We start from the raw sequence: 25,430 nt of genomic DNA on the forward strand, positions 1-25,430 counted from the left end.
AATCATTAAAAAAATCTATATGATATTAAAAAATTATAAAATAAAAACAGAACTGCTTTATAAGAAACAGCTCTGTTTTTATTGTAATTCATCGGGGGAGATTTTTATTACTTTAATTTTAAGACTCTCATATATAATAAAAAGTTTAAATTTTTTTTATATAGAAATAATATTTTTTAATTTTGAAGAATTCCCATTGATAAAAGGATTTTTGCTATTCCATATATAACAGGGAATGTTATAATGGTTCTAAGAACAAAAAACTTAAGGGCATCCCAGAAAGTAAATCCTATTTTTGAAGCAACCAAAATCATTCCAGTTTCACTTAAAAATATAAGTTGTGCAAAAGAAAGAGTTCCAATAACAAATCTTGCCATATCACTTTGAACACTTTCTATAAGAAGTGAAGGAAGATACATATCAGAAAATCCAACTATCATTGAAGGAGCCATACTTCCTGCAACTTCTTTTGAAAATCCAAGAAGCTGAAGAAAAGGAATAAGAGGCATAGAGATAATTCCAAAAATATTTGTATATTCAGCAACAATAAGTCCTGCAGTTCCCATAAACATAATAACAGGAATAAAAGTTATATATAAAACAGCCACTTTTTTAACAGAGTCTATCATAATTTCTAGTTCTTTTGCTTTTTCAGCAACAGCAGCAGCTTTTCTAAGAGCAAGAGAGAAAGATATAATATCTTTTTCTTCAACTTTTCCTTTAACATAATATTCATTTTTAAATTTTTTCAAAGGAAGTCTTGCTATAATTACTCCAGCAACTACAGTAGAAATTGCAATAGTACTATAAAAAATAATAAATATAGATGAAAATCTTAAGAAATCAGCAACAACAGCAGCAAAAGAAATACCTACTATTGAAAATGAAGTTGCAATAATAACAGCTTCTCTTTGAGTATAGTATCCTTTCTGATATTGCTGGTCAGTAACAACTATTCCTATTGTACCATCTCCAAGGAAGGAAGCTATAGCATCAACAGCTGCATATCCTGGAACTTTAAAAACTTTTCTCATAAAAGGAGCAATTAAAACTCCTACAAATTCTACAAGACCAAAAGATGTAAGAAGAGGCATAAGAATTACTCCTACACAGAAAGTTACCATAAGAGAAGGAAGAAGGTCTCCAGCCATCATTCCTCCTGTATTTGGATCAAGGACAGCTTTAGGTCCTATACCAAAGTGAACCATAAGGAAGAAAATACTTCCTCCGATTCTTACAGCTCCATTAATAGGTCCACAGATAAATAATTCCTGAAGAACAGGATTTTTAAATTGTTTTTTAATTTTTCCAATAATAGTACCTATAATAGTTATTGCTGAAACTAAAACAATAAGATATTTTATACTCTCAGAATAACCATCTATGAGAATAGATTTAATATGCCCCATAAGAATTGATGATTCTCCTCCAATGGTAACAGGTGCCAAAAATGCTATTATTCCAAGAATAGAATAGAATAAAAATTTAAGTATAGACATTTTAAACCTCCAAGTTAATTATTATCATTGCCAAATAAAAAAGGCATAACATATAAAATGGTATGCCCTGAGAACTCATCAAATAAGCATATTACTATGGCAGCTTCGTAATATTTAATCCGTTTTTTTACAAGTATCATAGCCATCAGCCTTAGGCTCCTTTTGTAATAACAGACTAACCTCTTTTTTTATTTTTCAACCTTTTGATTATATTATATTTCTTGAATGATGTCAAAGAAAATTTATATATTAAAATAATATTTATTTTGTAAAAATATCAAAATTAACATCAACAAAAGTCTCAAGCTCATTTAAGGAAAATAATCTTTCAATTCCTTCTCTTGGACTTCTCCATCTATATGGTGTCATATTAAAAAGATTTTTTATACTTTCATTTTCTCTTATAAAAGTTTTGTAAGTGCAGTTGATTGTTTCTAAATACTTAAATATTTTTAAATCTTCAATTGGAGAATAAAAATCTTTTCTTACATTCTCATAAACAACTTCTTTCATTTGAAGAAGATGATTTTCTCCAGTTGAAACAATAATAAGTTTTCCTCCCTTTTTTAGAGTTCTCATTTTTTCTTCTGGAATTATTTTTGCGAACATACAGATTATAAAATCAAGTGATTCATCGCAGACAGGAATATTTGTGGCACTGGCAACTATCCAGTTAATTCCTTTATGAGATTTTGAAGCTGAAATAACAGCTTCTTTTGATATATCTATTCCAATTATTTCACTTTGAATATTATTTTTATCAAGGAAGTTTTTAAGATTTCCAGTATAATATCCTTCTCCACATCCTATATCAAGAATATTTATTTTTTTATCTGAATTTTCAGGAATATTTCTAAGGATAATTTCATTAAGTTTATCAGAAATTCCTTTGTAGTAATTTTTTTCAAGAAAATGCTTTCTGCTTAGAACCATATCTTTGTCGTCGCCAGGCATTTTACTGTGTTTTTGATTATCAAGAAGAAGATTTACATGTCCAGATTTTGATAAATCAAAAGAGTGATTTTTTGAACATCTGTATGTTCTTCCTTCTTTTATTAATTTTTCTTTGCAGATAGGGCAAATTATCATTTTATTTAACTCCTGTTGTAATTTATGTAATTATATATTCAGAACTTTAAAAAGTTCTTTATTTAAAACTTCATATCCATAATTGCTTAAATGTGCTCCGTCAGTTGTAAATTTATAATCAATTATTTCATGTTCATTTAAAAATAAATTATAAACATCTAAAAAATCAACATCTGAAAAAGTTTTAAGATTTTTATTCAGTTCTTTTATTTCATAATTCATTTTTAAATTATCAATAGGAAGAACAGAAATAAGAATAATTTTTTCAAATCTTTTTTTTAGAATTGAAATAATTTCCTGAACATTGATAATGATTTTTTCAATAGATATTCCCATCATAATATCGTTTACTCCAATCATAAGACAAGCTGTATGACCTGATATTGTTTCTTCATCATCTCCCTGAAGCTGCCAGAAAATATCCCTTGAAATAAATCCAGGAACACCAAAATTATCACTGTTTTCAATTTCTTTTAACTGAGAATTCCATGCTGTTATACTGTCTCCCAAAAAAATAATATTTTTTTCCATAAATAAATACCTCTTTTTAATCAATAAAAATATCTTCCCTTTTAATTTCCTTTACTTCTCCTGGGTTCATTCCTTTAAGAGAAAGATTTCCAAATTCTGTTCTTTTAAGATAAATAACTTTATTATTAACTGCTTTGAACATTCTTTTTACCTGATGATATTTTCCTTCAAAAATAGTTATATAAACAGATCTTTCTCCAACTTTTTCAATATGTGAAGGAAGACATTTATGGCTTCCTATATCTATTCCCTCTTCTATTTTTTTTATATCTTCATCTGATATTTCTTTTCTTAGTTCAGCATAATATTTTTTGCTGAATTTTTTATCAGGGTGTGTCATTTTATAATTAAGTTCACCGTCATTAGTAAAAAGAAGAAGCCCTTCAGTATCTTTATCAAGACGCCCTACAGGAAAAAGAGCTTTTTTATCAACCCACTCAGGGAGAAGATCATTTACAACGGGATTATCTTCATCTTTTGCAGATGTAACATATCCTGATTTTTTATAAAGAATATAATATTTTAATATTTTCTTTTTAGTTTTTTTATCATCAATAGTTATAATATCATCTGTTTCGTCTATATTTATTCCTTCATCAAATGCACATACACCATTTATTTTAACTCTTCCTGAAAGAACATATTCTTTTATTTCTCTCCTGCTTCCAGTTCCACACTGAACAAGATATTTTTCAAGTCTCACTGATTCTCCTTATATATAAAAAATGTACTTCTTATAAAATTATATCATAAAGATGAAACAAAATATATTTTGTTTTTTATAAAATAGAAATTTATTAAATTACACAGTTATTTGCTTATTTAAAAACAAAAGTGGTATAATAATCAGGTAATAAGATATTATAAAATTTATATTTTTGTAATTTTTATTTTAACTTTACAGGCAGAATAAAAAAACATAGAAGGAGTGCTGTTATGAAGAAAAAATTTTTAATAATCTTCTGTCTTATAATTCTGGCAGGTTGTTCAAATACAAAGACTAAAGAGCCAGCCGAAAAAATATCAGCTCTTGCAGGAAAAGAATATCTTGCAGTATATGGAAAAACTTTATCTCTTGATGAGGCAATTTCTGTAGCAAGAGAAAGAAATCTTGATTTAAAAGTAAAAAGTCTTGAAAGAGAGATAGCTTCTCTTGATAAAAAAACAGCTTTTGGTAATTTTCTTCCTTCTATTAATATTATGGGAGGATATACTCAGTTAAATGATGAAATAAATCTTGATGTGGATACAAGTGCTTTAAAGTCAGGAATATCAAGTATAAATCCTATGCTTGGAGCTATACTTCCATCTTCTATGCCTTCAAGATTTGTAGATAAATCTTTTTATACTTTTGGAGTATCAGCTCAGATTCCTGTTTTTGTTCCTTCAACATGGTACCTTTACAGTGCAAGACAAAAAGGGGAAAAAATAAGTGAACTGGCAGAGAAATTTGCTGATAAAATGCTTCAGCTTCAGGTTATGGGAGAATATTATTATATACTTGCACTTCAATCAGAACACGAAGCCCTTATAAATGAAGTGAAATCAGCTAAGGAATTGGAAAATAAAGTGAGAATTTCTTTAAAAGTTGAGGCTGTTCTTCCTTGGGAATATGAAAAAGCTCAAGCTTTTGTTAAAGCTAAGGAATATGCTTTAAGTGAAAATGAAAGAGATTTAAAAACTGCTAAAATGAAATTTATGAGAACTTTAAATCTTAATCCTCTTGAAGATGTAGAACTTGATGATGAAGTTATTTTCCCAGAAAATCTTCCTTCAATGGAAGACTGTATTTATGCAGCAGTTTCAGGGAATGAAATTTTAAAAATAACAGAAACAGGAAAAGAAGTAAGCAGTGATATAAAAAAAATAGCTATAACTAATTTTCTTCCTAAAATAGTTCTTGGGGGAGGATATTTAAATAATAGCAGTGAAATTCTTTCAGATCCTGATTTTTTATATGGAAATGTTAGTGGAGTTTTAAGTATTTTTAATGGATTTAAAAATATAAATGAGTATAAAAAAGCAGTGAGAAGAGAAAAAATATCAGAATTAAAACTTGAAAAAGAATTTATGACAATAATTATTGAAACAGCAAGAGCATATCAAAATGTTGAAAAGGCTCAGGAATTAAGATATATAAGCAGTCTTAATTTTAAAGCAGAAGAGGGAAGACTTCGTCAAAAAAGAGCTGAAAGAAGTGTAGACCTTATAGGAGATGAGGAATATTTCAGTGCTCTTTCTTCTTATGAAAATGCTTTGAGCATGAAGAAAAAAGCAGATTTTCAATATGCAATGGCTCTTGGAAGTTTAAAAATAGCTATGGGAAAAAATCCTTTTGAGGAGGGAAAATAAAATGAGACTTAAATTGATTGCTGGAATAATGGTTGTTCTTATTTTTGCAGGATGTGGTAAAAAAACAGAACCTATTATAAGACCTGTAGAAACAAAAGAAGCAATTCTTATTCCTGAAAAACTTACTTATGAATATCCTGCTGTTGTAATAGCAGAAAAAGAAGCTCCCCTTGCTTTTAGAGTTGCAGGACCTATAAAAACTATGAATGTTGAAGTGGGGAGCTATGTAAAAGAGGGAGATATAATAGCTGAAATGGATAAAAGAGATTATGAAGTTCAGCTTGAAGCTTCTAAAGGAAAAGCAGCAGCTGCAGAAAATGCTTACAGGGCAGCAAAAGCTGTTGCAGTAAATGCTAGAGAACAATTTAAAAGAGTTGAAACTCTTTACAGAGAAAAGGCTGTTCCTAAGAAAATTTACGATGAAGCTCTTGCAGGAGTAAAAGCTGCAACAGCTGCAGAACTTGCTAATCTTGCTCAGTATCAGGCAGCACAGCAAGGAGAAATAAACAGCAGAAATCAGCTTGAAGACACACTTTTAAAAGCTCCTTACAGTGGATATATCAGTAAAAAGTTTTTAGGAGCAGGAGCTGTAGCAGGAGCAGGAATTCCTGTTGCTGCAATTTCTTCACTTGGAAACAGCAGGGCAAGAATAAGTGTTTCTGAAAAGGAAATGGATAAGATGAATAATATTTCAGAAGCTGTCTTTATTCATAATGGAAAAGAATATAAATTAAAACTTTCTGATGTAGGAAAAGTAAAAGGAACAGTAAAGCTTGCTTATCCAGTTACCTTTGATATTGAAGGTAACACTAAAAATATACCATCAGATTCAAATGGAATTGTTAAAATTTCTTTTAACACAAATGACTTAGATAAGGGAATTTTAATTCCTGCAGAAAGTCTTTTTGAAAAAAAAGGAGATATAAAAGTCTGGGTATATAAAGATGGTCAGGTAAGTGAAAAAAATGTAAATGTAATAAAGCCTTATGCTGATGGAATGGTTATAGTTACTGGAATAAAAGCAGGAGAAAAAATAGTTACTAAAGGAGTTCACGAACTGACAGAAGGGCAGAAAGTAAATCTTCTTGAGCCGTTCTCAGAAACAAATGTGGGAGATATGCTATAGAGGTGGTTTAATATGAAATTTATAGATTACTCAATAAAAAATACATCAGTAGTAAGATTCTTTGTAGCTCTTTTAATTATCGGAGGACTTTTTTCATATTTTAAACTTGGAAAGTTAGAAGATCCTGAGTTTAAAATAAAAGAAGCTTTGGTTATTACCATGTATCCAGGGCAGGATGCTCATTCAGTAGAGCTTCAGGTAACAAATAAAGTTGAGGAAGCTCTTCAGAAAATTCCTAATATAGATTACCTTCAAAGTGTTTCAAAGCCAGGATATTCTCAAGTAAAAATAAAACTTCAGGAATCAGTTCCAAGTGAAAAGTTGGATCAGTATTGGGATAATGTAAGAAAAAAAATATCAGATGCTCAGATTAATATGCCTCTTGGAACAATTCCTTCAATAGTTCTTGATGATTATGGTGCAGTGTATGGAATATTTCTTGCAGTAACAAGTGATGGTTATAGTTATTCAGAACTTTCAAAATATACAGACTATATTTTAAAAGAATTGAATTCAATAAATGGAATAGCTCAGACAGCTCAGTTTGGAAAGCAAAGTGAGGTTGTTGAAGTTATAATAGACAGAGAAAAAATAAATTCTCTTGGAATAAGTACAAAACTTATAGCAGGTTCTCTTCTTTCTGAAAACCTTATAGCAGGGGGAGGAGCTGTTGATTATGGAACTCTTCGTGTAAACCTTAATCTTAACAATGAAATAACAAATATAGAAAAACTTAGAAATATGATAATTTTTTCTAAAAAACTTCCTGATGGCACTAACGAAATTGTAAGGCTTGGAGATATAGCAGAGTTGAAAAAAGGATATACAGAGCCTGTAACTCAGAAAATGTATTTCAATGGGAAAATGGCAATGGGAATATCTCTTTCTCCTGAAGCTGGAGCAAATGTAGTTGATGCAGGAAAGGTTATAGATAAAAAAATAGAAGATTTAAAGGAAAAACTTCCTGTTGGTATAAATATTGAAAAAATTTATTATCAGCCTGAGCTTGTAACAGCAGCAATAAATAATTTTGTAATAAATCTTATTTTATCTGTTATAACAGTTGTAGGAGTTCTTCTTGTAACAATGGGAATGAGAAGTGGACTTATAATAGGAAGTGCTCTGGTATATTCTATACTTGGAACTCTTATTTTTATGCTTGCAATGAAAATAGATCTTCAGAGAGTATCACTTGCTTCTTTTATAATTGCAATGGGAATGCTTGTAGATAATTCCATTGTTGTTGTGGATAATGTTCTTGTAAATAAAAATAGTGGAATGGAAATGGAAAAAGCTCTTTCAGAGGCAGCTCATAAACCAGCAATGCCTCTTCTTGGTGCAACAGCAATAGCAGCTCTTGCCTTTCTTCCAGCTTATCTTATGCCTACATATGTAGGTGAATATGTAGGTTCATCATTTTGGGTAATAGGAATTTCCCTTATGCTGAGTTGGGTTTTATGTCTTACACAAACACCTGTTTATTGTAAACTTTATCTTGCTTCTGAACCTGTTAAAGAGCCAGGAGAAAGAGAGAAAAAGTTTTATGAAAAATGCAGAAAACTTCTTTATTTCCTTTTAAAAAGAAGAAAATTGACTCTGACAGCAGTATTAATAGCTTTAGCTTTATCAGGAATATTATTTTTGAAAATACCTAAGATATTTTTCCCTGATTCAGATAAAAAAGGATTTACGATTAATATGTGGGTTCCTGAAGGAAGCAAAATAGATGTAGTTGAAGAAGCTGCAGGAAAATTAGCAAATCATCTTATGAAAAATGAGAGCGTTATAAATATTACAACTACAATAGGAGCTTCTCCTGCAAGATATTATGTTTCTACAACTCCAGAAATGCCAAATACATCTTTTGGAGAACTTATTATAAATGTGGATAAAGTTAAAAGTGTTGAAAAAGTAGGGCAGGAAGCTTTTGATTTTGCTAATGAAAATCTTCCTGGAGTAATGGTAAGTGTAAAAAAATATCCTAATGGAGTAACAGTTCAGTATCCTTTAGAAATTGCATTTTCAGGGCCAGATCCAGAGATTTTAAGAGATCTTTCAGATAAAGCAATAAATATTATGAAAAAATATCCTGATGTTCTTAATATAAAAACAGACTGGAGAAATAAGCTGCTTACATGGGAAGGAGATTATTCTCAGGCAGACAGTTCAAGAGCAGGACTTACTTCTTTTGATGTGGCAACCTCTCTTATGAGAACAGGAGATGGAATGCCTATAGGAAAATTAAAAGATAAAGATAAACTTGTAACAGTTGTTTTAAAAGAACATAGTGAAGAAAATAGAAATGAAATAAACAATATAGAGCAGACTCCTATATGGGGAATGACTTTAGAAGCTCAGCCTCTTTCAAGTATAATACAAAATGGAAACTTAAAATTTGAAGAGGGACAAGTATGGAGAAGAAACAGAGTGAGAACAATGACTGTTCAGGCAGATGTCCCTATTGGAGTCAGTGCTCTTGATGTAAGAGAGGAATTTAAAGAAGAGATAGAAGCTATAGAACTTCCTAAGGGATATTCTATGGAATGGCTGGGAGAATATAAAGAACAAGTTAAGAATGTATATTCACTTTTAGAGGCAGTTCCAGTTCCTGTAATGGCAATGTTCCTTATATGTGTGCTTTTATTTGCAAGTGTAAAAATACCAGCTTTAATTTTTGCCACACTTCCTCTGTGTCTTATAGGAATTGTTCCAGGGCTTTTTATAACAGGAAAAAGTTTTGGTTTTATGTCAGCAGTAGGAGTTATTTCTCTTTCAGGAATGATGATAAAAAATATGATAGTTCTTGTTGATGAAATAAGATATGAAATAAATGTGCTTAAAAAAGATAAATTTGTGGCTCTTATAGATTCTGCAGTGAGCAGAATAAGAGCAGTAAGCCTTGCAGCAGTGACAACAATATTTGGAATGCTTCCTCTTATGAGAGATCCTCTTTATGGAGATATGGCAGCCACAATAGTTTTTGGGCTTTTTGTGTCAACAATACTTACTCTGTTTATATTTCCAGTTGTTTATTCTGTGGCATTTCACATAGAGGAAAGTGAAAATTAACTTTTAATTTTATATAAAAAGAGGTTGTTGTAAATCTACAGCCTCTTTTTCTTATAATTTATTTATGTGAAAGTTTTTCTTTCAGATGTTTTACAAATCTATGAAGAGGATAACCTCTAAGCACCCAAAGTTTTCTTATTTTTTGAAATTCATTAAAAAAGTCTTCTCTCTCTTTGTCAAGAGGTTCACTACACCTATTTTTCCAACATTTATAGACTCCTGTCATATCAGAATCTCTTAGAATTTTTCTTAATTTTTTAGGGAGATGTTTTGTAGAAATACAAGATTGAAAGTCAATAATATAAGGATACCCCTCTTTACTCATTATTACATTTCCAAGATTTCTTAAATCTAAATGCACAATATTTCTTTTATGCATTTTTTTTACATTCTCTTCAAGTGTTAGAAAAAATTCCTTAGGAATTTCTCCATGTGAAAATTCTTTTATGGCTTTTCCTTCAATAAAATTAAAAGCAACAGTATATGGTGAAAGAAAAACTACTCCTTTTGTAACAGAAGGATTGTCAGAAAGTTTAATCATACTATGCCCTTCAATGTTAATAAAAATTTTTCCTAAAGTGTTTCTTATAATCCAAGGAGAACCAGAAAAGTCTTTTATAGTAATATCTAAATTATTATCATCTTTATATCTGAACACAGCAGCATTAGCAAACTGCCCTTCATGAATTAAAGAAAGACATTCTTTCCTGATTTTGAAATCAGAATAATGTTCAGCTAGCATGCTTAAAATCTTACTTTTTATTTCCTTAATGTTTTTCTTAGCCAATGTTCTCAACCCCGATATTCTCTCATAAAATAAAAAAATTAAACTATTACATCAGAAGATTATAAACCATTTTGACCATATAGTCAAGATAAATTTGACTGATAAGTCATATAACAGAAAAAATATTTTTTTGTTCAAAAACAGTATTGAATTGTGATACAATCAATTTGTAGGGAAAAATATATAAGGAGTTGATTAAGGGACTATGGAATACAAAATTTTAATTTGTGGTATTTTATTATTTTTCAGTCTGTGTTCTATAAGAATTGCCAGAAGAGCACAAGTGCCTTTGCTTATAATGTTCTTGTTTATAGGAATAGTAGCAGGATCAGAAGGAATTGGTGGAATCTATTTTGATGATTTTACAACAGCTCAGAATATAGGAAATTTTGCACTTTTATTTATTCTTTTTTCAGGAGCATTGGAAACTAAAAAGATAGATGCACTTTCAGCACTTTATCCAAGTGGAATACTTGCAACCTTAGGAGTATTTTTAACAGCTGTAATAGCAGCTCTTTTCACTTATTTTTTAACAAATTTCTCTATGATGGAATCACTTATTTTTGGAGCATTTGTATCTTCAACAGATGCAGCTGCAGTAATGTCAATTTTAGGAGAATCTAAATTAAAAAAGAGAATAAGAACAATAATAGAGATTGAATCAGGAAGCAATGATCCAATGGCATATGCACTTATTCTTTTCTTTCTTTCAATGTATAAAGCCACATCAGGAGATATGCACATTTTTCAGGGAATAATTTTTCTTATAAGACAGATAGTTTTAGGTTTGGCTTTTGGGGCATTATTTGGAAAAATTACAGTTCCTATAAGCAGACTTATGCAGATAAAAAGAGAAGAATTTATGATTATTCATATAGTATCATTTTTGTTTATATGTTTTTCTCTGACAACAATTTTAAAAGGAAATGGATTCCTTGCAATATATATTATGGGAATATTTATTGGAAATGAAAGATTTGAATATAGAATTAATTTTATGAGAAATATGAGAGTAGCTTCGTGGCTTATGCAGATAACCATGTTTATTATTTTGGGACTTCTTGTATTTCCATCACAGCTTCTTTCAGTAATAATAAAAGGAAGTATACTTGCAATCTTAATTATAATTGTAGGAAGATTTATAGTTGTGTATTTAGTGCTTATTCCTTTTAAACTTACAGGAAAGGAAAAATTCTTTATTTCGTGGGCAGGACTTAAAGGTGCTGTGCCTATTATATTTTCAATCTTTGCTGTAAGTGAAAATCTTGATAATGCACAGATGATGTTTAATATGATTTTCTATATGGTTGTATTTTCTGTAATTTTACAAGGAATGACTCTTAAACATGTGGCAAAATGGCTGGGACTTTTAGAAGAAGAAAGTCATACAGATGATATAGAAGTTGAAGTTGATGAACTTGAAGAACTGGCAGTTAAAAAACTTTATCTTACAAGAAATTCAGAATATGCAAATAAACAGATAAAAGAACTTCATCTTTCAGCCAAAATGCATATTATTTCAGTAAAGAGAGGAGACTCATATTTAACTCCAAATGGTTCTTTAGAACTTCTTCCAGGAGATCAGATACTATTTTCAATGAGATAATCAGTATATATTTATTTTTTGAAAAAAGAAATAAAACAAGCTAAAATATTTTTTAAATTTTATTGAATATTTTCTGCTTTTGTTATAAACTTAGAGTTATGAAAAATAAATTAGAATAGATAAGGGGAAGAGAGATGAAATTTTTACCTGTGGTAATGCTTTTTATATCAAATATTTTTATGTCTTTTGCATGGTATGGACATCTGAAGCATACTGGCCGTGCACTTTTTATAACAATAGTTTTAAGCTGGGGGATAGCTTTCTTTGAATATTGTTTTTCTATTCCTGCAAACAGAATAGGAGCTCAATTTTTTTCAGTAGCTCAGCTTAAAATAATTCAGGAAGTAATTACTCTTGTAGTCTTTGCAGGATTTTCAGTTTTATATCTAAAACAGGAAATAAAACTTAATTACCTTTATGCTTTTATCTGTATGATAGGAGCTGTATATTTTATGTTTAAAAAATAATTAAAAAGAAAAAGGAAGCTTTAAAGGCTTCCTTTTTTCTTTATGGTTGGTTTGTTTTATGAAAAAAATGATTATTCTTTTTTTATTATGCTTTTATAGTTTTATCATTTGATTCCATGAAAGCAAGATATTGTTCTTTAGTCATTACAGGTTTAAAATTTTGAAGAATATTTTTTGCTTCTTTTGCTTCATCAAATAAAAGATCAACAACAGTAAGTGCCATTGCCTTTGCAGGAGTGAGATAAGCATATTCCTCATCAGTTATTTTATATTCTCTTGTATGTAGTGCTCCTTTTATTCCTCCAAACATAGGATGAAGAGTAGGAATAATATGAGAGACATCTCCAAAGTCAAAAGAACCTGTAAAATCTCCACCTTCAATAATATCATTATCGCTAAGACCTAAATATTCAAGATTTTTTCTAAGAACTTTTTCCATGTTGTCATGTCTTAAAATAGGAAGATATCCTGGAAGTTCAGTTATTTCAATCTGAGCTCCAACAGCCATAGCTCCTGCTATTAAGGCTCTGTTTACTTTTGTATTGGCATCTATCATTCCTTCAATAGTTCTTGCTCTTACATATGATTCCATTCTTACATCAGCAGGGACAACATTTACAATATCCCCTCCTTTTGTGATGATAGGATGAAATCTTACTCTGTCAGCTTCTTTAAAAGTTTCCCTTTGAGCATGCACATTATTTATTGCAAGCATTGCAGCATTTAAAGCATTTATTCCTTCATAAGGAGCAGAACCTGCATGAGCTTCCTTACCTATAAATTTAACTTCTTTTCCAATAAATCCATTGCTTACAGGACCTGTAAGAACTTTTTTATCTCCAGTGTCAAGAACATGGAACATCATAGCCATATTAACATCATCAAAAGCTCCTCTTCTTATAAGCTCTTGTTTTCCACCGAAAAATTTTATATGTCCTTCTTCTTTTAATTTACTTCTATATGCAAGCTCAATAAATTCTTCAGCAGGTGTTGCCATGAAATCTATTTTTCCATCAAGTTCTTTATACACTCCTGATTTAATAAGACCAACAGCAGCTCCAAGCATACCTGCAATTTGAACATTATGCCCACATGTATGGGAAGCTCCTATACTATTTGCATCACAGTGTTCACTGCATGAAATACCATCAAGTTCACCAAGAAGAGCAATCTTAGGCCCTTCTTTATCTTCGTTTATTCTTGCTCTGCATCCAGTGTAAGCAATTTTATCTTCAGTTTCTATATTAAATTCATTTTTAAAGAATTCTCTTACAGTTTTTGTTGTTTCAAACTCTTTATATCCAAATTCAGGATTTGAATATATTTTTCTTCCAGCAGCAATAATAATATCTTTGTTTTCTTCAATAGCTTTTACTACTTTTTCTTTTAATTCTTCTTTTGTCATTTGAAATCCTCTTTCTGATTATTTGGAAATATATTTAATAACAGCTTCTGTAGTTTTATAAAGCTCTTCTATTTCCAAGTATTCATCTACAGTATGAACATTGTTCATACCAACTCCTATAATAATGGAATTATATCCTTCTTTTGCAAAAATATTGCTGTCAGATCCTCCACCAATAACTTTTAATTCTGTTTCTACTCCAAGGCTTTCATAAACAGCAGCAAATTCCTTTGCAAATTTTAAATTATCTTTAGGTTTTAAAGTAGGGAAATCACATATATAATTAAATTCATATGTACCTTCAAATTTCTCTGCAGCTTTTTTACATGCTAAATCATATTCTTTTATTATTTCAAGAATTTTTTCTTCAGAATGGCTTCTGATTTCTCCTTTTACAAAACAAGTGTCAGGAACAACATTTGTAGGTGAATTAGAATTAATTATTCCTATATTTGAAGTTGTAAGAGAATCAATACGCCCTATGTTCATTTGAGAAATTGCATGGGCAGCAAAACATACAGCATTTATTCCTTTTTCAGGTTCAATTCCTGCATGAGCTTTTCTTCCTTTGAAAGTAATTTCAAAGTCATATTTGCTTGGAGCAGTATGAGCAATTATTCCAGCTCTTCCTGCATTGTCAATAACAAGCATATTTTTAGCAGGTTTTATATTTTCAGGAACAAGAGTCCAGTCAACATTTTTAGCCCCTTGAAGCCCAGATTCTTCACAAGGAGTTAAAAGAACATAGATATCTTCATGTGATATATTATTTTCTTTAAGAGTTTTTAAAGTTTCAACAATACATGCAATTCCACCTTTATCGTCTCCTCCAAGAGTGGTAGTTCCATCAGTTTTTATGATTCCATTTTCAATAATTGGATTTACATTTGAGTTTGGCTCTATGACATCCATATGAGCTGCAAGAGTTACTCCTTCTCCCTCAATATTTCCTTTTATTTTTGCAAATATTGTAGGAGCATTTCCCCCATAATTTTTAAATCCATTATCTAAGTATATTTCAGCTCCTAATTCTTTTAAAAGATTTACCATGTAATCAGCAAACTCTTTTTCTTTTTTAGAAGGAGAATGAATTTTTATCATTTTTATAAAATCATCAATAATTCTTTCTTTGTTCAAGACAGCCTCCTTTAAAGAGATTTACTCTTCTATTCCTTTTTTTTTTAATTCTTTGTCCATTAGTTTTTTAGCAACATAAATAGACGAGAAAACAGCTACAACAGTAATAAGGAAAGATAAGTTTCCAGGAAGAATTTTAACAACCTGCATCATAATGTAACATACTGCAAGAGCAAAAACTCCAGTTTTTGGAGATTTTATAGCAAACTGAGTAAAGATTCCTCCAAAAAGAGCAGGAATGATAAGACTTAAAACTGTCATAAATGAAGCTGGAACTTTTGAAAGAATAGCTTCTCCTGCAATAATAGATAAAGTAAGAAGAATAGCACAAACCCATACAGAAACTCCCATACCTACAGTTCCCATGATAGAACCCTTATTTGTTCCTGAAGTATGTCCAGAAGCTTGTTGTGCAGAAATAGCTGCAGGTATTCTAACATTAACTGTATTTCCAGAAAGGAAAGTCATATATAAACCAGCTCTTCCAACTATTGGATAGTAACTTATAGGTTCACTGAACCAGAAAGCTCCTGAAACAGAAATCTGACAAACAGCTCCTGCAATTATTGCAGAAATACCAGGATTATATCCAAAATAGAAAGTCATTAAAAGTGCAGGAAGTAAAGTAGCAAGCATTCCTAAAAGCATAGTTGCTCTTCCTATTTTAGTGATACCAGTTAAATAATTATCATAAATTTGATTTTCGTTAATCATTATTTAAAAATCCTCCTCAATTAATTTTATCTTACAATAAGTGTAGCAACTATTGCTCCGCCAAACATTGCAAATGTTAAAGACCATTCTTTAAGCCAAGTTAATTTAGGACTTTTGTCTCCTATTTTTTGACATGCAAACATTACTACTGCACCGAATATAGCAGATAAAGCTACTCTAGGATTAGTTTTTATTTTTAAAACATTATCAACATTGAAATATGCAAAAGATCCAAGCATAGCTCCAAGACTTACAGCTGGAAGAAGAGCTTTTCTTCCGTTAGTAAGAAGATTATTAACAGAATCCATTTTATGTCCGAATAAGAAAACGAAAACAAGACATCCAAAAAGTCCAAGTGCCATTGTCCATAGAGCATTTGTAAATACTACAGGAGACATACTTGTAGAAAGTTCAGAACCTAAAACTTTTGCTCCGAAGTTTGCAGCCATTGCCTCGTAGTTAGATCCACCAATAAGACTAAGTCTAACATAAGATACAGCAGATCCCATTGTAACAAGAAGTGCAAGTAAGCTTCCAACAACTCCCATTGCAGGTCCGATACTTGAAATTGCACTTGTTTTTATTCCTCTTCTCATTTCTTCTTTAGTGATACCAAGTTCATAACCAGCTTTAATAGATTTTCTCATAATAAGTGTAGATTGTATAAGAGTAAGAGCCACTCCAAAAATAGCAACTGCCCACATTAAAGGGTGCTTTGCATAAAACCATTGATCTAAATGTTCCATATTTCCTCCCAAAACTTAATTTTAGTCTGTGTCCTTAATAGGACTTTTATTATAAAATGAGTATATATTATTTTTCTTTAAATGTCAATAAAAAATACAAAAAATCTTAATAAAATACAAAAAACATGTTTTTAAATAGTAAAAATATATTATTATTTTATATAAAAATATAGAAAAAATAATAAAAAAAAAGACAGAATATGAATTTTACTCAATAATTCTGTCTTTTATAGAAAAGTATTAAAAATGAAATTCTGTTTTTCTTCTAGGTCTTCCTGCTCCTGATGAATTTTCATATTTGACTGCAGAAGCATAACCTGTTTCAATAATTTTTTTTATGATTCTATTTGTGCTTCTTTCACTGATGTTTAAAAATTCAGCAAGCTCAGAACTTGTAAAAGAATTTTTTTCCTGTCTTTTTATAACAGATTTTATTTTTTCTAAATAAAGAGCACTCACTCCTGTTTTTTTTGATATTTCTAATATTTTTTCATCAGATGAATTTTTATATACTATCTCTCTTTTTTCCATTAAAGGCCCTTTTATTTGAGTCCCATCTGAAAAGAAAATATTACTTTGACCTTCAGAGCTGCTTATTTTAAGTGCAGATCTTGCATTTTTTTCTGATAAGAAAAGAGTATTCCCTTCTCCAATTCCAACAGCTGCAGCAAATCCTTTTGAAGTATATTTCTTTATAATAGAAAGAAGTATATTAATATTTTCAGGATTATTTAAAAGTCCTTTGTTAGAAAGAATAAGATATTCATCATTTCCTGCAGACTGGATACTTCCATCAACCTCTTGTGAATATTGAAGTAAATCTTTTTCAAACTGAACTTTATCAGCAAGTATGTTATTTGAGATACCTTCTGATTTTAAAATTTTTATTATTTCTACACTGATTCTGCTGTTTTCTGCTTTAGTCATTTTAATTCTAGTCTGAAGATTTTTAAATTCTTCTCTGATTTCAACATTGGTTGCCTGAAGTCTATAAACGGGGAAATTTTTTTCTTTTAAGGCTTTATAGATATATCCAAATGCTGTAAAAACACAGTTAATTTTTTTATTTTTAAATTTATTTAGATATTCTTTAAGATAATCAGCTTCTGTTTTGTGATAGTTGTATTTTTGAAGATAATAATCTTTTATTTTTATATCAAACTCTTTAAGAGCTTCAAGGAAATTTTTTTCTTCAACTACATCAAGACCAAGCTTTATATCTTTTAAATTACAAATTTTATTTTTATCTTCTTGAAATTCCCAAAATGATTTAATGACTCCTGTAATTCCTCTTTTAGTATAAACAACAGGTTTTGTAATATTTGTTTTTTCATTTAGAGCATAATAAACTGCTGTACCAGTAAGATAAAATCCATCAACATCTTCTTCTATATCTTGAATAAGATTTATCATATCTTCTACTCTTTCAGCAGTACGGATAATAAAGTCTGTCTCTTCATACGAAGGAGCAAGAGCTGAATAAATTTTTTCAGCAGAGTCTGGAGCTCCTACTATTGCAATTTTCATAAATAAATACCTCTGTGTAAATTATTAAATTAAAATTCATTACAATTATAGCATACTTAATAGGATATTCATAATAAAAATGATATTAAAAGGAAGGAGGTATATCTATATAAAAATTACATTTTTTTTACATATGATAAAAAATTTTTTTACATTGTCGTGCTAAAATTATTAAAAATTAAACATTGGAGGATGAAAATGAAAAAATTAGCAGCAGTTTTATTGACAGGACTTATTTTAACAGGTTGTGGTGCAGAAGAAAGCAAAAAAGCAGTAAAAGAAATAAATGTATATACAGCACTTGAAAATGAACAAATTCCATTATTTTTAGAAAATTTTAAAAAACATTACCCAGATATTAAGGTTAACATAACAAGAGATTCTACAGGAGTTGTAATAACTAAAATTTTAGCAGAAAAAGATAATCCTCAGGCAGATGTTGTATGGGGAACAGCAGCTTCAGGACTTTTAATGCTTGATAATGAAAAACTTTTAGAGCCTTATGCTCCAAAAGGAATAGAAAGAGTAAATCCAAGATTTAAAGATTCATCAGAAGTTCCTGTATGGGTAGGAAACAATGCATGGATGGCAACTTTTGCAGTAAATAAAGAAGAAATGAAAAAATTAAATCTTCCAGTTCCTGAAACATATGAAGATTTATTAAAACCAGAATATAAAGGTCTTATTTCAATGCCTCATCCAGCTTCTTCAGGAACAGGATTTTTAGCAGTAGCAGGATTTATACAAATTATGGGTGAAGATAATGCATGGAATTATATGGAAAAACTTCATGAAAATATAGGAGTTTATACACATTCAGGATCAAAACCTGCAAAACAGGCAACAAGCGGAGAATATCCTATAGGAATATCTTATGATTATCCTTGTGTAAAACTTATGAATGAGGGAAATCCTATAGCTGTAGTATTTCCTCCTGAAGGATCAGGTTGGGACTCAGAAGCAAATGCTCTTATAAAGAAAGAAAATATAAAACCTGAAGCGAAAATATTTTTAGACTGGGCTGTTTCAGATGAAGTGATGAAACTGTATGGAACACAATATGCAATTACAAGTGTGGATATAGGAAATCCAGTTCCTGAAGGATATCCAAAAGATCCTGTATCTCATCTTGTTGAAAATGATTTTTCATGGCTTGCAGCACATAAAGATGAAATTCTTGATAAATGGAGTGATAAATTCGGAGCTAAAGCAGAACAAAAATAATATGGTTCTGTGCTTTGAAAACGGAGGAATTGATGAGTTATTTAGAAATAAAAAATGTAAATAAATATTATGGTAAATTTCAGGCATTAAAAAATATAAATTTAACTATTGAAAAAGGAGAATTTATTTCTTTTTTAGGCCCTTCAGGTTGTGGAAAAACAACTCTTTTAAGAACAATTTCAGGTCTTGAGGAACTTAATTCAGGACATATATTTTTAAAAGGAAAAGATATATCAAATCTTCATCCTTCAAAAAGAAACTTTTCAATAGTATTCCAGTCATATGCATTATTTCCAAATATGACAGTATGGGAAAATATAGCTTATGGACTTGAAAATAAAAAAATGCCAAAGGATAAAATAAAAAATAAAGTGTTGGAAGTTCTTGAAATGGTAGGTCTTGCAGGAATAAGTAATAAATATCCAAATGAAATGAGTGGAGGACAACAGCAAAGAGTTGCCCTTGCAAGAGCAATAGCTCTTGAACCTGATGTTCTGCTTCTTGATGAACCTCTTTCAGCTCTTGATGCAAAAGTAAGGGAAAAACTAAGAAATGACATAAAGATGCTTCAGAAAAAATTAGGACTTACAACAATAATGGTAACTCACGATCAGGAAGAGGCTCTTTCTGTATCAGATAAAATAATGGTTATGCAGTCAGGGGAAGTTATGCAGGTTGGGACTCCAAGAGAGATTTATGAGAAACCAAACTCACTTTTTGTAGCAGACTTTATTGGAAAAATTAATTTTTTAAGTGACGGAAATTCAATTCGTCCAGAGCATATAAAAATAGTTTCTGAAATAGACAGCGAAACAGAAAACAAAACTGTTATGAGAGAAGTAGAAAGCTGGGAATATCTAGGGCCTTCATACAGATTATTTTTCAGAAATAATAAAGAACTTTTAAAAGTTGAAGTTCCTTGTGAAATGATAGATGAAAAAAATTTATGTGTAGGAAATAAATTTCTTCTAGAAATTGATAAAAATTATTATATGAATTTTAATAGGGTGTAAAAATGGAAAAAACAAAAGATGAAATTATAAAAGAGATTCTCACTTTATTTATTCTTGCATTTCTTATAATAATTATAATTTTTCCTATTGGAATGCTTATATGTAAATCTTTTCAGAATAACAGTGGAGAATATGTAGGACTTAAAAATTTTTATGATTATTTTACAAGCAGAAATATGATTATTTCTCTAAAAAATACTTTGTTTGTTTCAACGATTTCAAGTGTTATATCAATTATTTTAGCTTTTATATTTGCATATGGAATTCAAAGGACAACAATAAAGTTTAAAGAGATTTTTAAATATATAGGTATGCTTCCTCTTTTTGCTCCCACTATGATGCATGGAATAGCTCTTGTATATATGTTTGGAAGAAAAGGTGCAGTTACTACTGGATTTTTTGATAATTTTCCATCTCTTGCATTTGATATTAATCTTTACGGACCAATAGGAATAATAATAGCAGAAGTTTTATTTATATTTCCACAAGTATTTTTAGTGCTTAATATAGCCCTTTCTGTTACTGACTACAGACTTTATGAAGCAGCAGATATGTTAGGAACTGGAAATATAAGGAAGTTTTTTACAATAACTCTTCCTAATATTAAATATGGTTTTATATCATCGTTTATAGTTGCATTTATTCTGACATTTACAGATTTTGGAGCTCCTAAGGTTGTAGGAGGAAATTACAGTGTCCTTGCAACAGATGTATATATAAAAGTAGTTGGACAGAACAATATGGCAATGGGAGCAGTTGTAAGTATAATACTTCTTATTCCTTCTGTGATAGCTTTTATAATAGACCAGAAAGTTCAGAAGAAACAAAGTGTTGTATTTAATGCTAAATCAAAGGCATATGTTCCTAAGAAAGATAAAATAAGAGATACATTTTATTACATCTATATGACAATTATTTGTCTAAGTATTATTTCAGTATTTGTTACAATTTTTGTTTCAGCGTTTTCAAAACTATGGCCATATGATTTAAGTTTTAGTCTAAAAAACTTTAAGTTTTATGATTATAACGGAGGAGTTTTTCTATTTTTTAAAAATTCTTTCATATTGGCTTTGTTATCAGGAATAGCAGGAACAGTTCTTACTTTTATGAGTGCTTATCTTACAGAGAAAAAAGAAAAGAAAACCATAGTTGATAAGATGATTTATTTTTTATCAATAATTCCTCTTGCACTTCCTGGAATGGTAATAGGTATAGCTTTTATATTTTTCTTTAATAAAACGGCTTTTACTATTCCTTTTACAGATGTTGCAGTGACAAATCCTTTTCATTTTCTGTATAAAACAATATGGATTATGGTTCTTGCCAATGTAATTCACTTTTATTCAATATCATTTCTTACAGCAAATACAGCTTTAAAGAAATTAGATAAAGAATTTGAAAGAGTTTCTCTTTCAATAGGAATACCTTGGTATAAAACATTTATTCATGTAACACTTCCTATGTGTATGGATGCAGTTCTTGAAATATTCTTCTATTATTTTGTAAATTCAATGGTTACAATTTCAGCTTTGGTATTTCTTTATACTTCAAATCTTAATCTCTTAGCTGTGGCAGTTGTAAACCTTGATGATGCAGGAGAAATAGCAAAGGCATCAGCAATGTCAGTTGTAATTTTAGGAACAAATATAGTGATAAAAATAATTTATCAGATAATTTTGAAAGTATTAAAAAGAAGAAAATTAAAAAATAAAGATTAAGGAGAGAGAAATGAAAAATATTGAACTTGTTATTTTTGACTGGGCAGGAACAACTGTTGATTATGGATGTTTTGCTCCAGTAAAAGTATTTTTAGAAATTTTTAAAGAGAAAGGAATAGATGTAACTCTTGAAGAAGCAAGAGCACCTATGGGGCTTTTAAAAATAGATCATATAAAAGCAATGCTTTCAGGAAAAAGAATTTCTGATTTATGGAAAGAAAAATACGGAAGAAAATGGGATATGAACGATGTGAATGAAATGTATAAAAATTTTGAGGAAAAACTTTTTAAAATCCTTGCTGAATATACAACTCCTGTTCCACATTGTATAGAAACAGTGACACTTCTTAGAAACAGTGGAATAAAAATAGGTTCTACAACAGGTTATACAAAAGAAATGATGGATATAGTAGTTCCTGGTGCAGCTGCAAAAGGATATTCACCAGATTTTTATATCACTCCTTCTTCTGTTGCAGCAGGGAGACCATATCCATATATGATATTTAAAAATATGGATTATTTAAAAACAGGTGATTTAGACTGTGTTTTAAAAGTAGGAGATACAATATCAGATATAAAAGAGGGAAGAAATGCTAAAGTATGGACTGTTGGAGTTTTAAAAGGAAGCAGTGAGCTTGGATTAACTGAAGAAGAAGTAAAAAATCTTTCTGAAGAAGAACTTAAAGAAAAAATGGAAGAAGTTGCTGCAAAGATGATTTCTGCAGGGGCACATATGGTTATTGAAGATATTTCAAAAGTTCCTATGGCAGTAGAAATTATAAATAATAGATTACAAATGGGAGAAAGAGCTTAGCTTTTAAGGGGGGAGAGAAATAAAATGGATAGACTTGATGAATGTTTAAAAAGACCTTATCTTTTACTTACTCCAGGGCCTTTAAGTACAAGCAGAGGAGTAAGAACTGCAATGCTTAAAGATTGGTGTACATGGGATAAAGATTATAATAATATAGTTGAGGATATAAGAAAAGAACTTGTAAGCCTTTGTGTAAAAGAAGAAAACAGAGAAAAATATACAGCAGTTCTTATGCAAGGAAGTGGATCTTTTGGAGTGGAATCAGTAATAGGAACAGCAGTTCCTAAAGAAAAAGGAAAACTTCTTGTTCTTGCAAATGGAGCTTATGGAAATAGAATGGGTGAAATTGCTTCTGTTTTAGGACTTAATTTCAGAATAGAAAAATTTGGAGATAAAACTGTTGTAAATCCTGAAAGAGTAAGAGAAATTATTAAAGAAGATTCTGAAATTACTCATGTTTCAGTAGTTCACAGTGAAACAACAAGTGGAATATTAAATCCTGTTTTTGAAATAGGAAAAGTAGTAAAAGAATTTGGAAAAACTTTTATAGTTGATGCTATGTCAAGTTTTGGAGGAGTATGTATAGACCTTGAAGAACTTCAGGCAGATTTTATAATTAGTTCTTCAAATAAATGTATTCAGGGTGTTCCAGGATTTTCATTTATAATATGTAAAAGAGATGTTCTTGAAAAATGTTCAGGTCAGGCTCGTTCCCTTTCACTTGACTTATATAATCAATGGAAAACAATGGAAGAGAATCATGGAAAATGGCGTTTTACTTCTCCAACTCATACAGTGAGAGCCTTTTATCAGGCACTTGCAGAATTAAGAGAAGAGGGAGGAATAAAGGCAAGGGAAGCTAGATATACAGAAAATAATAAGATTTTAAGAGAGGGAATGAAAGAACTAGGATTTGAAACTCTTATTTCAGAGGAATATCAGTCTCCTATAATTACATCTTTTATAGCTCCTGAATCAGAAGGATATAATTTTGAAAGATTTTACCAAAATCTTAAAAAGCAAGGATTTGTAATATATCCTGGTAAAGTAACAGAAATAGAAAGCTTTAGAATAGGAAATATTGGAGAGGTTTATTCTCAGGATATAAGAGAACTTCTTGAAGCTGTAAAAAAATCAATAGACTGGAAATAAAATAAAAATGAAGTGCTGCAAACCTATAAATAGGAATACAGCACTTTCTTTTAATTTATACTATATGTTATTCCATAAATTTTCAATATTTTTAATAAATTTAAGATCATCTTCAATATTTCGTCCTTTTACTGTAAGGTATCCTCCTGTAAGCATTCCATTTGCCCCAGATAAAAAACCACTTCCCATGAAATCTTTAAAAACACTTTCTCTTCCAGCAGCTATTTTTATATTTTTATCTTTTAAAATAAGTCTGAAAATAGCAATAGTTTTTAAAACTTCTTCAGGAGAAAGAAAATTTCTGTTTTCTAAAGGAGTTCCTTTTATAGGATTTAAAATATTAATAGGAATTCCCTGAGGATTAAGTTCTTTTAATGCAAATGCCATATTTATTCTGTCTTCCCATGTTTCTCCCATTCCTATAATTCCTCCACAGCATACTTGAAGCCCAGATTTCTGAGCATTTTTAACAGTATTAATTCTATCTTCAAAAGAGTGTGTAGAAGCAGCAAAAACAGAATATTTTTCAGAAGAAGTCTGAATATTGCAGTGATATCTTGAAGCTCCAGCTTTTTTAAGGGCTGACATTTCCTTTTCTCCTAGAAGTCCTAAGGAACAGCATATTTCAGCTTCAGGTTTTTCAGACATAATTTCTTTTATAAAATCAATAATTACATTAAAATCATAAGTCCCATATTCAAAAGATTTTCCACTTGTCACAATTCCAAATCTTGTACTTCCATTTTTATATGCTTCATAAAATTCTTTTTTTAAAGTTTCTTTATCTTTTAAAGGATATGATTTTACTCCTGTATTATAAAAAACAGACTGAGCACAGAATTTACAATTCTCACTGCATTTTCCTGATTTGGCATTGGTAATTGTACATATTTCTAAAACATTTCCACAATATTTATTTCTTACTTCATCTGCTGCAGCAAAAAGATAAAGAAGGTCATTTCCCTTTAAATTACATAGATTAAATGCTTCTTTTTTTGTTATTTCTTTATCAATATATTTTCTTATATCAAAGTTCATAATAATATCAAACCTCCTGCTTAATATATTTTAAAAAGAATATATAAAAAAGTATACTTTTATTAAGAGAAAGGTTAACATTAAAAAAGCTGTTGTATTTTATAATTTATAAAATGCAACAGCTTACTTTCTTTAATTAATTTTATATTTACACTAATGTAAGAAGATATTCACAGAAAAGATACAGATAAAACAAACATATTCCCACATAAGCAAAAAAGATAGCATAAGAGCTTACAACAGCTTCTGTATCCATTTTATAGTATTTTTCATTTCTGCTTTTTTCAAGATTTCTAAGATAACGGGCTCTGTCATTTCTTAAGTCATCAGTTAATGTTGTTTTCATAGTTCCCATAGTAATTTCCTCCGATTAAATAAAGATTAAATTTAGTTCTTATTTTGTTTAACCGAAAAAT

At 29.8% G+C, this 25,430-nt stretch carries 22 protein-coding genes; 10 read left to right on the plus strand and 12 right to left on the minus strand.

Going from position 1 to position 25,430, the window contains the following annotated elements; translation table 11 throughout:
- Positions 1–176 precede the first annotated feature (176 nt).
- The 4 genes from I6E17_RS03915 to I6E17_RS03930 form a co-directional block, all read right to left on the minus strand.
- Positions 177–1,499 carry a YjiH family protein gene (locus I6E17_RS03915; protein WP_235235727.1) on the minus strand — a complete coding sequence of 441 codons (1,323 nt, stop codon included), beginning with the start codon at positions 1,497–1,499 and terminating at the stop codon, positions 177–179.
- A 261-nt stretch (positions 1,500–1,760) separates the two neighbouring features.
- Positions 1,761–2,588, minus strand: coding sequence for a putative RNA methyltransferase (locus I6E17_RS03920; RefSeq protein WP_235235729.1), 828 nt, complete (start codon positions 2,586–2,588; stop codon positions 1,761–1,763).
- A gap of 30 nt (positions 2,589–2,618) precedes the next feature.
- Positions 2,619–3,119, minus strand: a complete 501-nt coding sequence (locus I6E17_RS03925; protein ID WP_235235730.1) for a GDSL-type esterase/lipase family protein — start codon at positions 3,117–3,119, stop codon at positions 2,619–2,621.
- 16 nt (positions 3,120–3,135) lie between these two features.
- Positions 3,136–3,822, minus strand: a complete 687-nt coding sequence (locus I6E17_RS03930) for a pseudouridine synthase (RefSeq protein ID WP_235235732.1) — start codon at positions 3,820–3,822, stop codon at positions 3,136–3,138.
- A 233-nt stretch (positions 3,823–4,055) separates the two neighbouring features.
- Between I6E17_RS03930 and I6E17_RS03935 the strand changes: the two genes are divergently transcribed.
- Genes I6E17_RS03935 through I6E17_RS03945 form a run of 3 tightly spaced genes read left to right on the plus strand, consistent with a single transcriptional unit; the run spans position 4,056 to position 9,666 of the window.
- Positions 4,056–5,471 (plus strand): TolC family protein, encoded by a 1,416-nt coding sequence (locus I6E17_RS03935; protein WP_235235734.1) that lies wholly within the window; start codon positions 4,056–4,058, stop codon positions 5,469–5,471.
- Position 5,472: 1 nt separating this feature from the next.
- A complete protein-coding gene (locus I6E17_RS03940; RefSeq protein ID WP_235235736.1) occupies positions 5,473–6,597 on the plus strand; it encodes an efflux RND transporter periplasmic adaptor subunit in 1,125 nt (374 codons plus the stop codon).
- A 12-nt stretch (positions 6,598–6,609) separates the two neighbouring features.
- Positions 6,610–9,666, plus strand: a complete 3,057-nt coding sequence (locus I6E17_RS03945) for an efflux RND transporter permease subunit (protein ID WP_176829223.1) — start codon at positions 6,610–6,612, stop codon at positions 9,664–9,666.
- A gap of 58 nt (positions 9,667–9,724) precedes the next feature.
- Here the strand turns inward: I6E17_RS03945 and I6E17_RS03950 are convergent, their stop codons facing one another.
- The gene (locus I6E17_RS03950) at positions 9,725–10,453 is read right to left on the minus strand and encodes a hypothetical protein (protein ID WP_235235738.1); all 729 of its coding nucleotides are present in this window, start codon (positions 10,451–10,453) and stop codon (positions 9,725–9,727) included.
- 205 nt (positions 10,454–10,658) lie between these two features.
- Between I6E17_RS03950 and I6E17_RS03955 the strand changes: the two genes are divergently transcribed.
- Complete coding sequence (locus I6E17_RS03955; protein WP_176829221.1) at positions 10,659–12,059, plus strand: potassium/proton antiporter; 1,401 nt, start codon at positions 10,659–10,661, stop codon at positions 12,057–12,059.
- A 134-nt stretch (positions 12,060–12,193) separates the two neighbouring features.
- Positions 12,194–12,526, plus strand: a complete 333-nt coding sequence (locus tag I6E17_RS03960; protein WP_176829220.1) for a DMT family protein — start codon at positions 12,194–12,196, stop codon at positions 12,524–12,526.
- 85 nt (positions 12,527–12,611) lie between these two features.
- Here I6E17_RS03960 and I6E17_RS03965 read toward each other — a convergent pair whose 3' ends face one another.
- From I6E17_RS03965 to I6E17_RS03985, 5 genes are all read right to left on the minus strand, one after another.
- Positions 12,612–13,931, minus strand: a complete 1,320-nt coding sequence (locus I6E17_RS03965; protein WP_176829219.1) for a M20 family metallopeptidase — start codon at positions 13,929–13,931, stop codon at positions 12,612–12,614.
- An 18-nt stretch (positions 13,932–13,949) separates the two neighbouring features.
- Complete coding sequence (locus tag I6E17_RS03970; RefSeq protein WP_235235740.1) at positions 13,950–15,068, minus strand: M20/M25/M40 family metallo-hydrolase; 1,119 nt, start codon at positions 15,066–15,068, stop codon at positions 13,950–13,952.
- Between the two features lie 21 nt (positions 15,069–15,089).
- The gene (locus I6E17_RS03975; protein ID WP_176829217.1) at positions 15,090–15,782 is read right to left on the minus strand and encodes a hypothetical protein; all 693 of its coding nucleotides are present in this window, start codon (positions 15,780–15,782) and stop codon (positions 15,090–15,092) included.
- 26 nt (positions 15,783–15,808) lie between these two features.
- Complete coding sequence (locus I6E17_RS03980) at positions 15,809–16,528, minus strand: DUF5058 family protein (protein WP_176829216.1); 720 nt, start codon at positions 16,526–16,528, stop codon at positions 15,809–15,811.
- A gap of 240 nt (positions 16,529–16,768) precedes the next feature.
- Positions 16,769–18,055: a hypothetical protein gene (locus I6E17_RS03985; RefSeq protein WP_235235742.1), complete on the minus strand. Its 1,287-nt coding sequence runs from the start codon at positions 18,053–18,055 to the stop codon at positions 16,769–16,771.
- A gap of 198 nt (positions 18,056–18,253) precedes the next feature.
- Between I6E17_RS03985 and I6E17_RS03990 the strand changes: the two genes are divergently transcribed.
- Genes I6E17_RS03990 through phnW form a run of 5 tightly spaced genes read left to right on the plus strand, consistent with a single transcriptional unit; the run spans position 18,254 to position 23,976 of the window.
- A complete protein-coding gene (locus I6E17_RS03990) occupies positions 18,254–19,279 on the plus strand; it encodes a putative 2-aminoethylphosphonate ABC transporter substrate-binding protein (RefSeq protein WP_235235744.1) in 1,026 nt (341 codons plus the stop codon).
- Between the two features lie 32 nt (positions 19,280–19,311).
- On the plus strand, positions 19,312–20,292 hold the full coding sequence (locus I6E17_RS03995) for an ABC transporter ATP-binding protein (protein ID WP_235235746.1): 981 nt from the start codon (positions 19,312–19,314) through the stop codon (positions 20,290–20,292).
- A gap of 2 nt (positions 20,293–20,294) precedes the next feature.
- A complete protein-coding gene (locus I6E17_RS04000) occupies positions 20,295–22,010 on the plus strand; it encodes a putative 2-aminoethylphosphonate ABC transporter permease subunit (protein ID WP_176829212.1) in 1,716 nt (571 codons plus the stop codon).
- 10 nt (positions 22,011–22,020) lie between these two features.
- Entirely contained in the window at positions 22,021–22,824 is an 804-nt protein-coding gene (gene phnX / locus I6E17_RS04005; RefSeq protein ID WP_176829211.1) for a phosphonoacetaldehyde hydrolase, read from the plus strand.
- Between the two features lie 24 nt (positions 22,825–22,848).
- The gene (gene phnW / locus I6E17_RS04010; protein WP_235235748.1) at positions 22,849–23,976 is read left to right on the plus strand and encodes a 2-aminoethylphosphonate--pyruvate transaminase; all 1,128 of its coding nucleotides are present in this window, start codon (positions 22,849–22,851) and stop codon (positions 23,974–23,976) included.
- Positions 23,977–24,036: 60 nt separating this feature from the next.
- Here phnW and bioB read toward each other — a convergent pair whose 3' ends face one another.
- Both bioB and I6E17_RS04020 read right to left on the minus strand, forming a co-directional pair.
- Positions 24,037–25,014: a biotin synthase BioB gene (gene bioB, locus I6E17_RS04015; protein WP_235235751.1), complete on the minus strand. Its 978-nt coding sequence runs from the start codon at positions 25,012–25,014 to the stop codon at positions 24,037–24,039.
- A 148-nt stretch (positions 25,015–25,162) separates the two neighbouring features.
- Entirely contained in the window at positions 25,163–25,369 is a 207-nt protein-coding gene (locus I6E17_RS04020; RefSeq protein WP_176829208.1) for a hypothetical protein, read from the minus strand.
- Positions 25,370–25,430 lie beyond the last annotated feature (61 nt).

It is taken from the genome of Fusobacterium perfoetens, from assembly GCF_021531595.1.
GTDB lineage: Bacteria > Fusobacteriota > Fusobacteriia > Fusobacteriales > Fusobacteriaceae > Fusobacterium_B.

What these genes read in the sequence shown, in the direction of transcription:
- I6E17_RS03955 (WP_176829221.1), top strand. Translation starts at nt 10,659, where the DNA reads ATGGAATACAAAATTTTAATTTGTGGTATTTTATTATTTTTCAGTCTG.
- I6E17_RS03965 (WP_176829219.1), bottom strand. Translation starts at nt 13,931, where the DNA reads ATGACAAAAGAAGAATTAAAAGAAAAAGTAGTAAAAGCTATTGAAGAA.
- I6E17_RS03985 (WP_235235742.1), bottom strand. Translation starts at nt 18,055, where the DNA reads ATGAAAATTGCAATAGTAGGAGCTCCAGACTCTGCTGAAAAAATTTAT.
- I6E17_RS03925 (WP_235235730.1), bottom strand. Translation starts at nt 3,119, where the DNA reads ATGGAAAAAAATATTATTTTTTTGGGAGACAGTATAACAGCATGGAAT.
- I6E17_RS04000 (WP_176829212.1), top strand. Translation starts at nt 20,295, where the DNA reads ATGGAAAAAACAAAAGATGAAATTATAAAAGAGATTCTCACTTTATTT.
- phnX (WP_176829211.1), top strand. Translation starts at nt 22,021, where the DNA reads ATGAAAAATATTGAACTTGTTATTTTTGACTGGGCAGGAACAACTGTT.
- I6E17_RS03940 (WP_235235736.1), top strand. Translation starts at nt 5,473, where the DNA reads ATGAGACTTAAATTGATTGCTGGAATAATGGTTGTTCTTATTTTTGCA.
- I6E17_RS03995 (WP_235235746.1), top strand. Translation starts at nt 19,312, where the DNA reads ATGAGTTATTTAGAAATAAAAAATGTAAATAAATATTATGGTAAATTT.
- I6E17_RS03975 (WP_176829217.1), bottom strand. Translation starts at nt 15,782, where the DNA reads ATGATTAACGAAAATCAAATTTATGATAATTATTTAACTGGTATCACT.
- I6E17_RS03945 (WP_176829223.1), top strand. Translation starts at nt 6,610, where the DNA reads ATGAAATTTATAGATTACTCAATAAAAAATACATCAGTAGTAAGATTC.
- I6E17_RS03935 (WP_235235734.1), top strand. Translation starts at nt 4,056, where the DNA reads ATGAAGAAAAAATTTTTAATAATCTTCTGTCTTATAATTCTGGCAGGT.
- I6E17_RS03915 (WP_235235727.1), bottom strand. Translation starts at nt 1,499, where the DNA reads ATGTCTATACTTAAATTTTTATTCTATTCTATTCTTGGAATAATAGCA.
- I6E17_RS03920 (WP_235235729.1), bottom strand. Translation starts at nt 2,588, where the DNA reads ATGATAATTTGCCCTATCTGCAAAGAAAAATTAATAAAAGAAGGAAGA.
- phnW (WP_235235748.1), top strand. Translation starts at nt 22,849, where the DNA reads ATGGATAGACTTGATGAATGTTTAAAAAGACCTTATCTTTTACTTACT.
- I6E17_RS03980 (WP_176829216.1), bottom strand. Translation starts at nt 16,528, where the DNA reads ATGGAACATTTAGATCAATGGTTTTATGCAAAGCACCCTTTAATGTGG.
- I6E17_RS03960 (WP_176829220.1), top strand. Translation starts at nt 12,194, where the DNA reads ATGAAATTTTTACCTGTGGTAATGCTTTTTATATCAAATATTTTTATG.
- bioB (WP_235235751.1), bottom strand. Translation starts at nt 25,014, where the DNA reads ATGAACTTTGATATAAGAAAATATATTGATAAAGAAATAACAAAAAAA.
- I6E17_RS03990 (WP_235235744.1), top strand. Translation starts at nt 18,254, where the DNA reads ATGAAAAAATTAGCAGCAGTTTTATTGACAGGACTTATTTTAACAGGT.
- I6E17_RS04020 (WP_176829208.1), bottom strand. Translation starts at nt 25,369, where the DNA reads ATGGGAACTATGAAAACAACATTAACTGATGACTTAAGAAATGACAGA.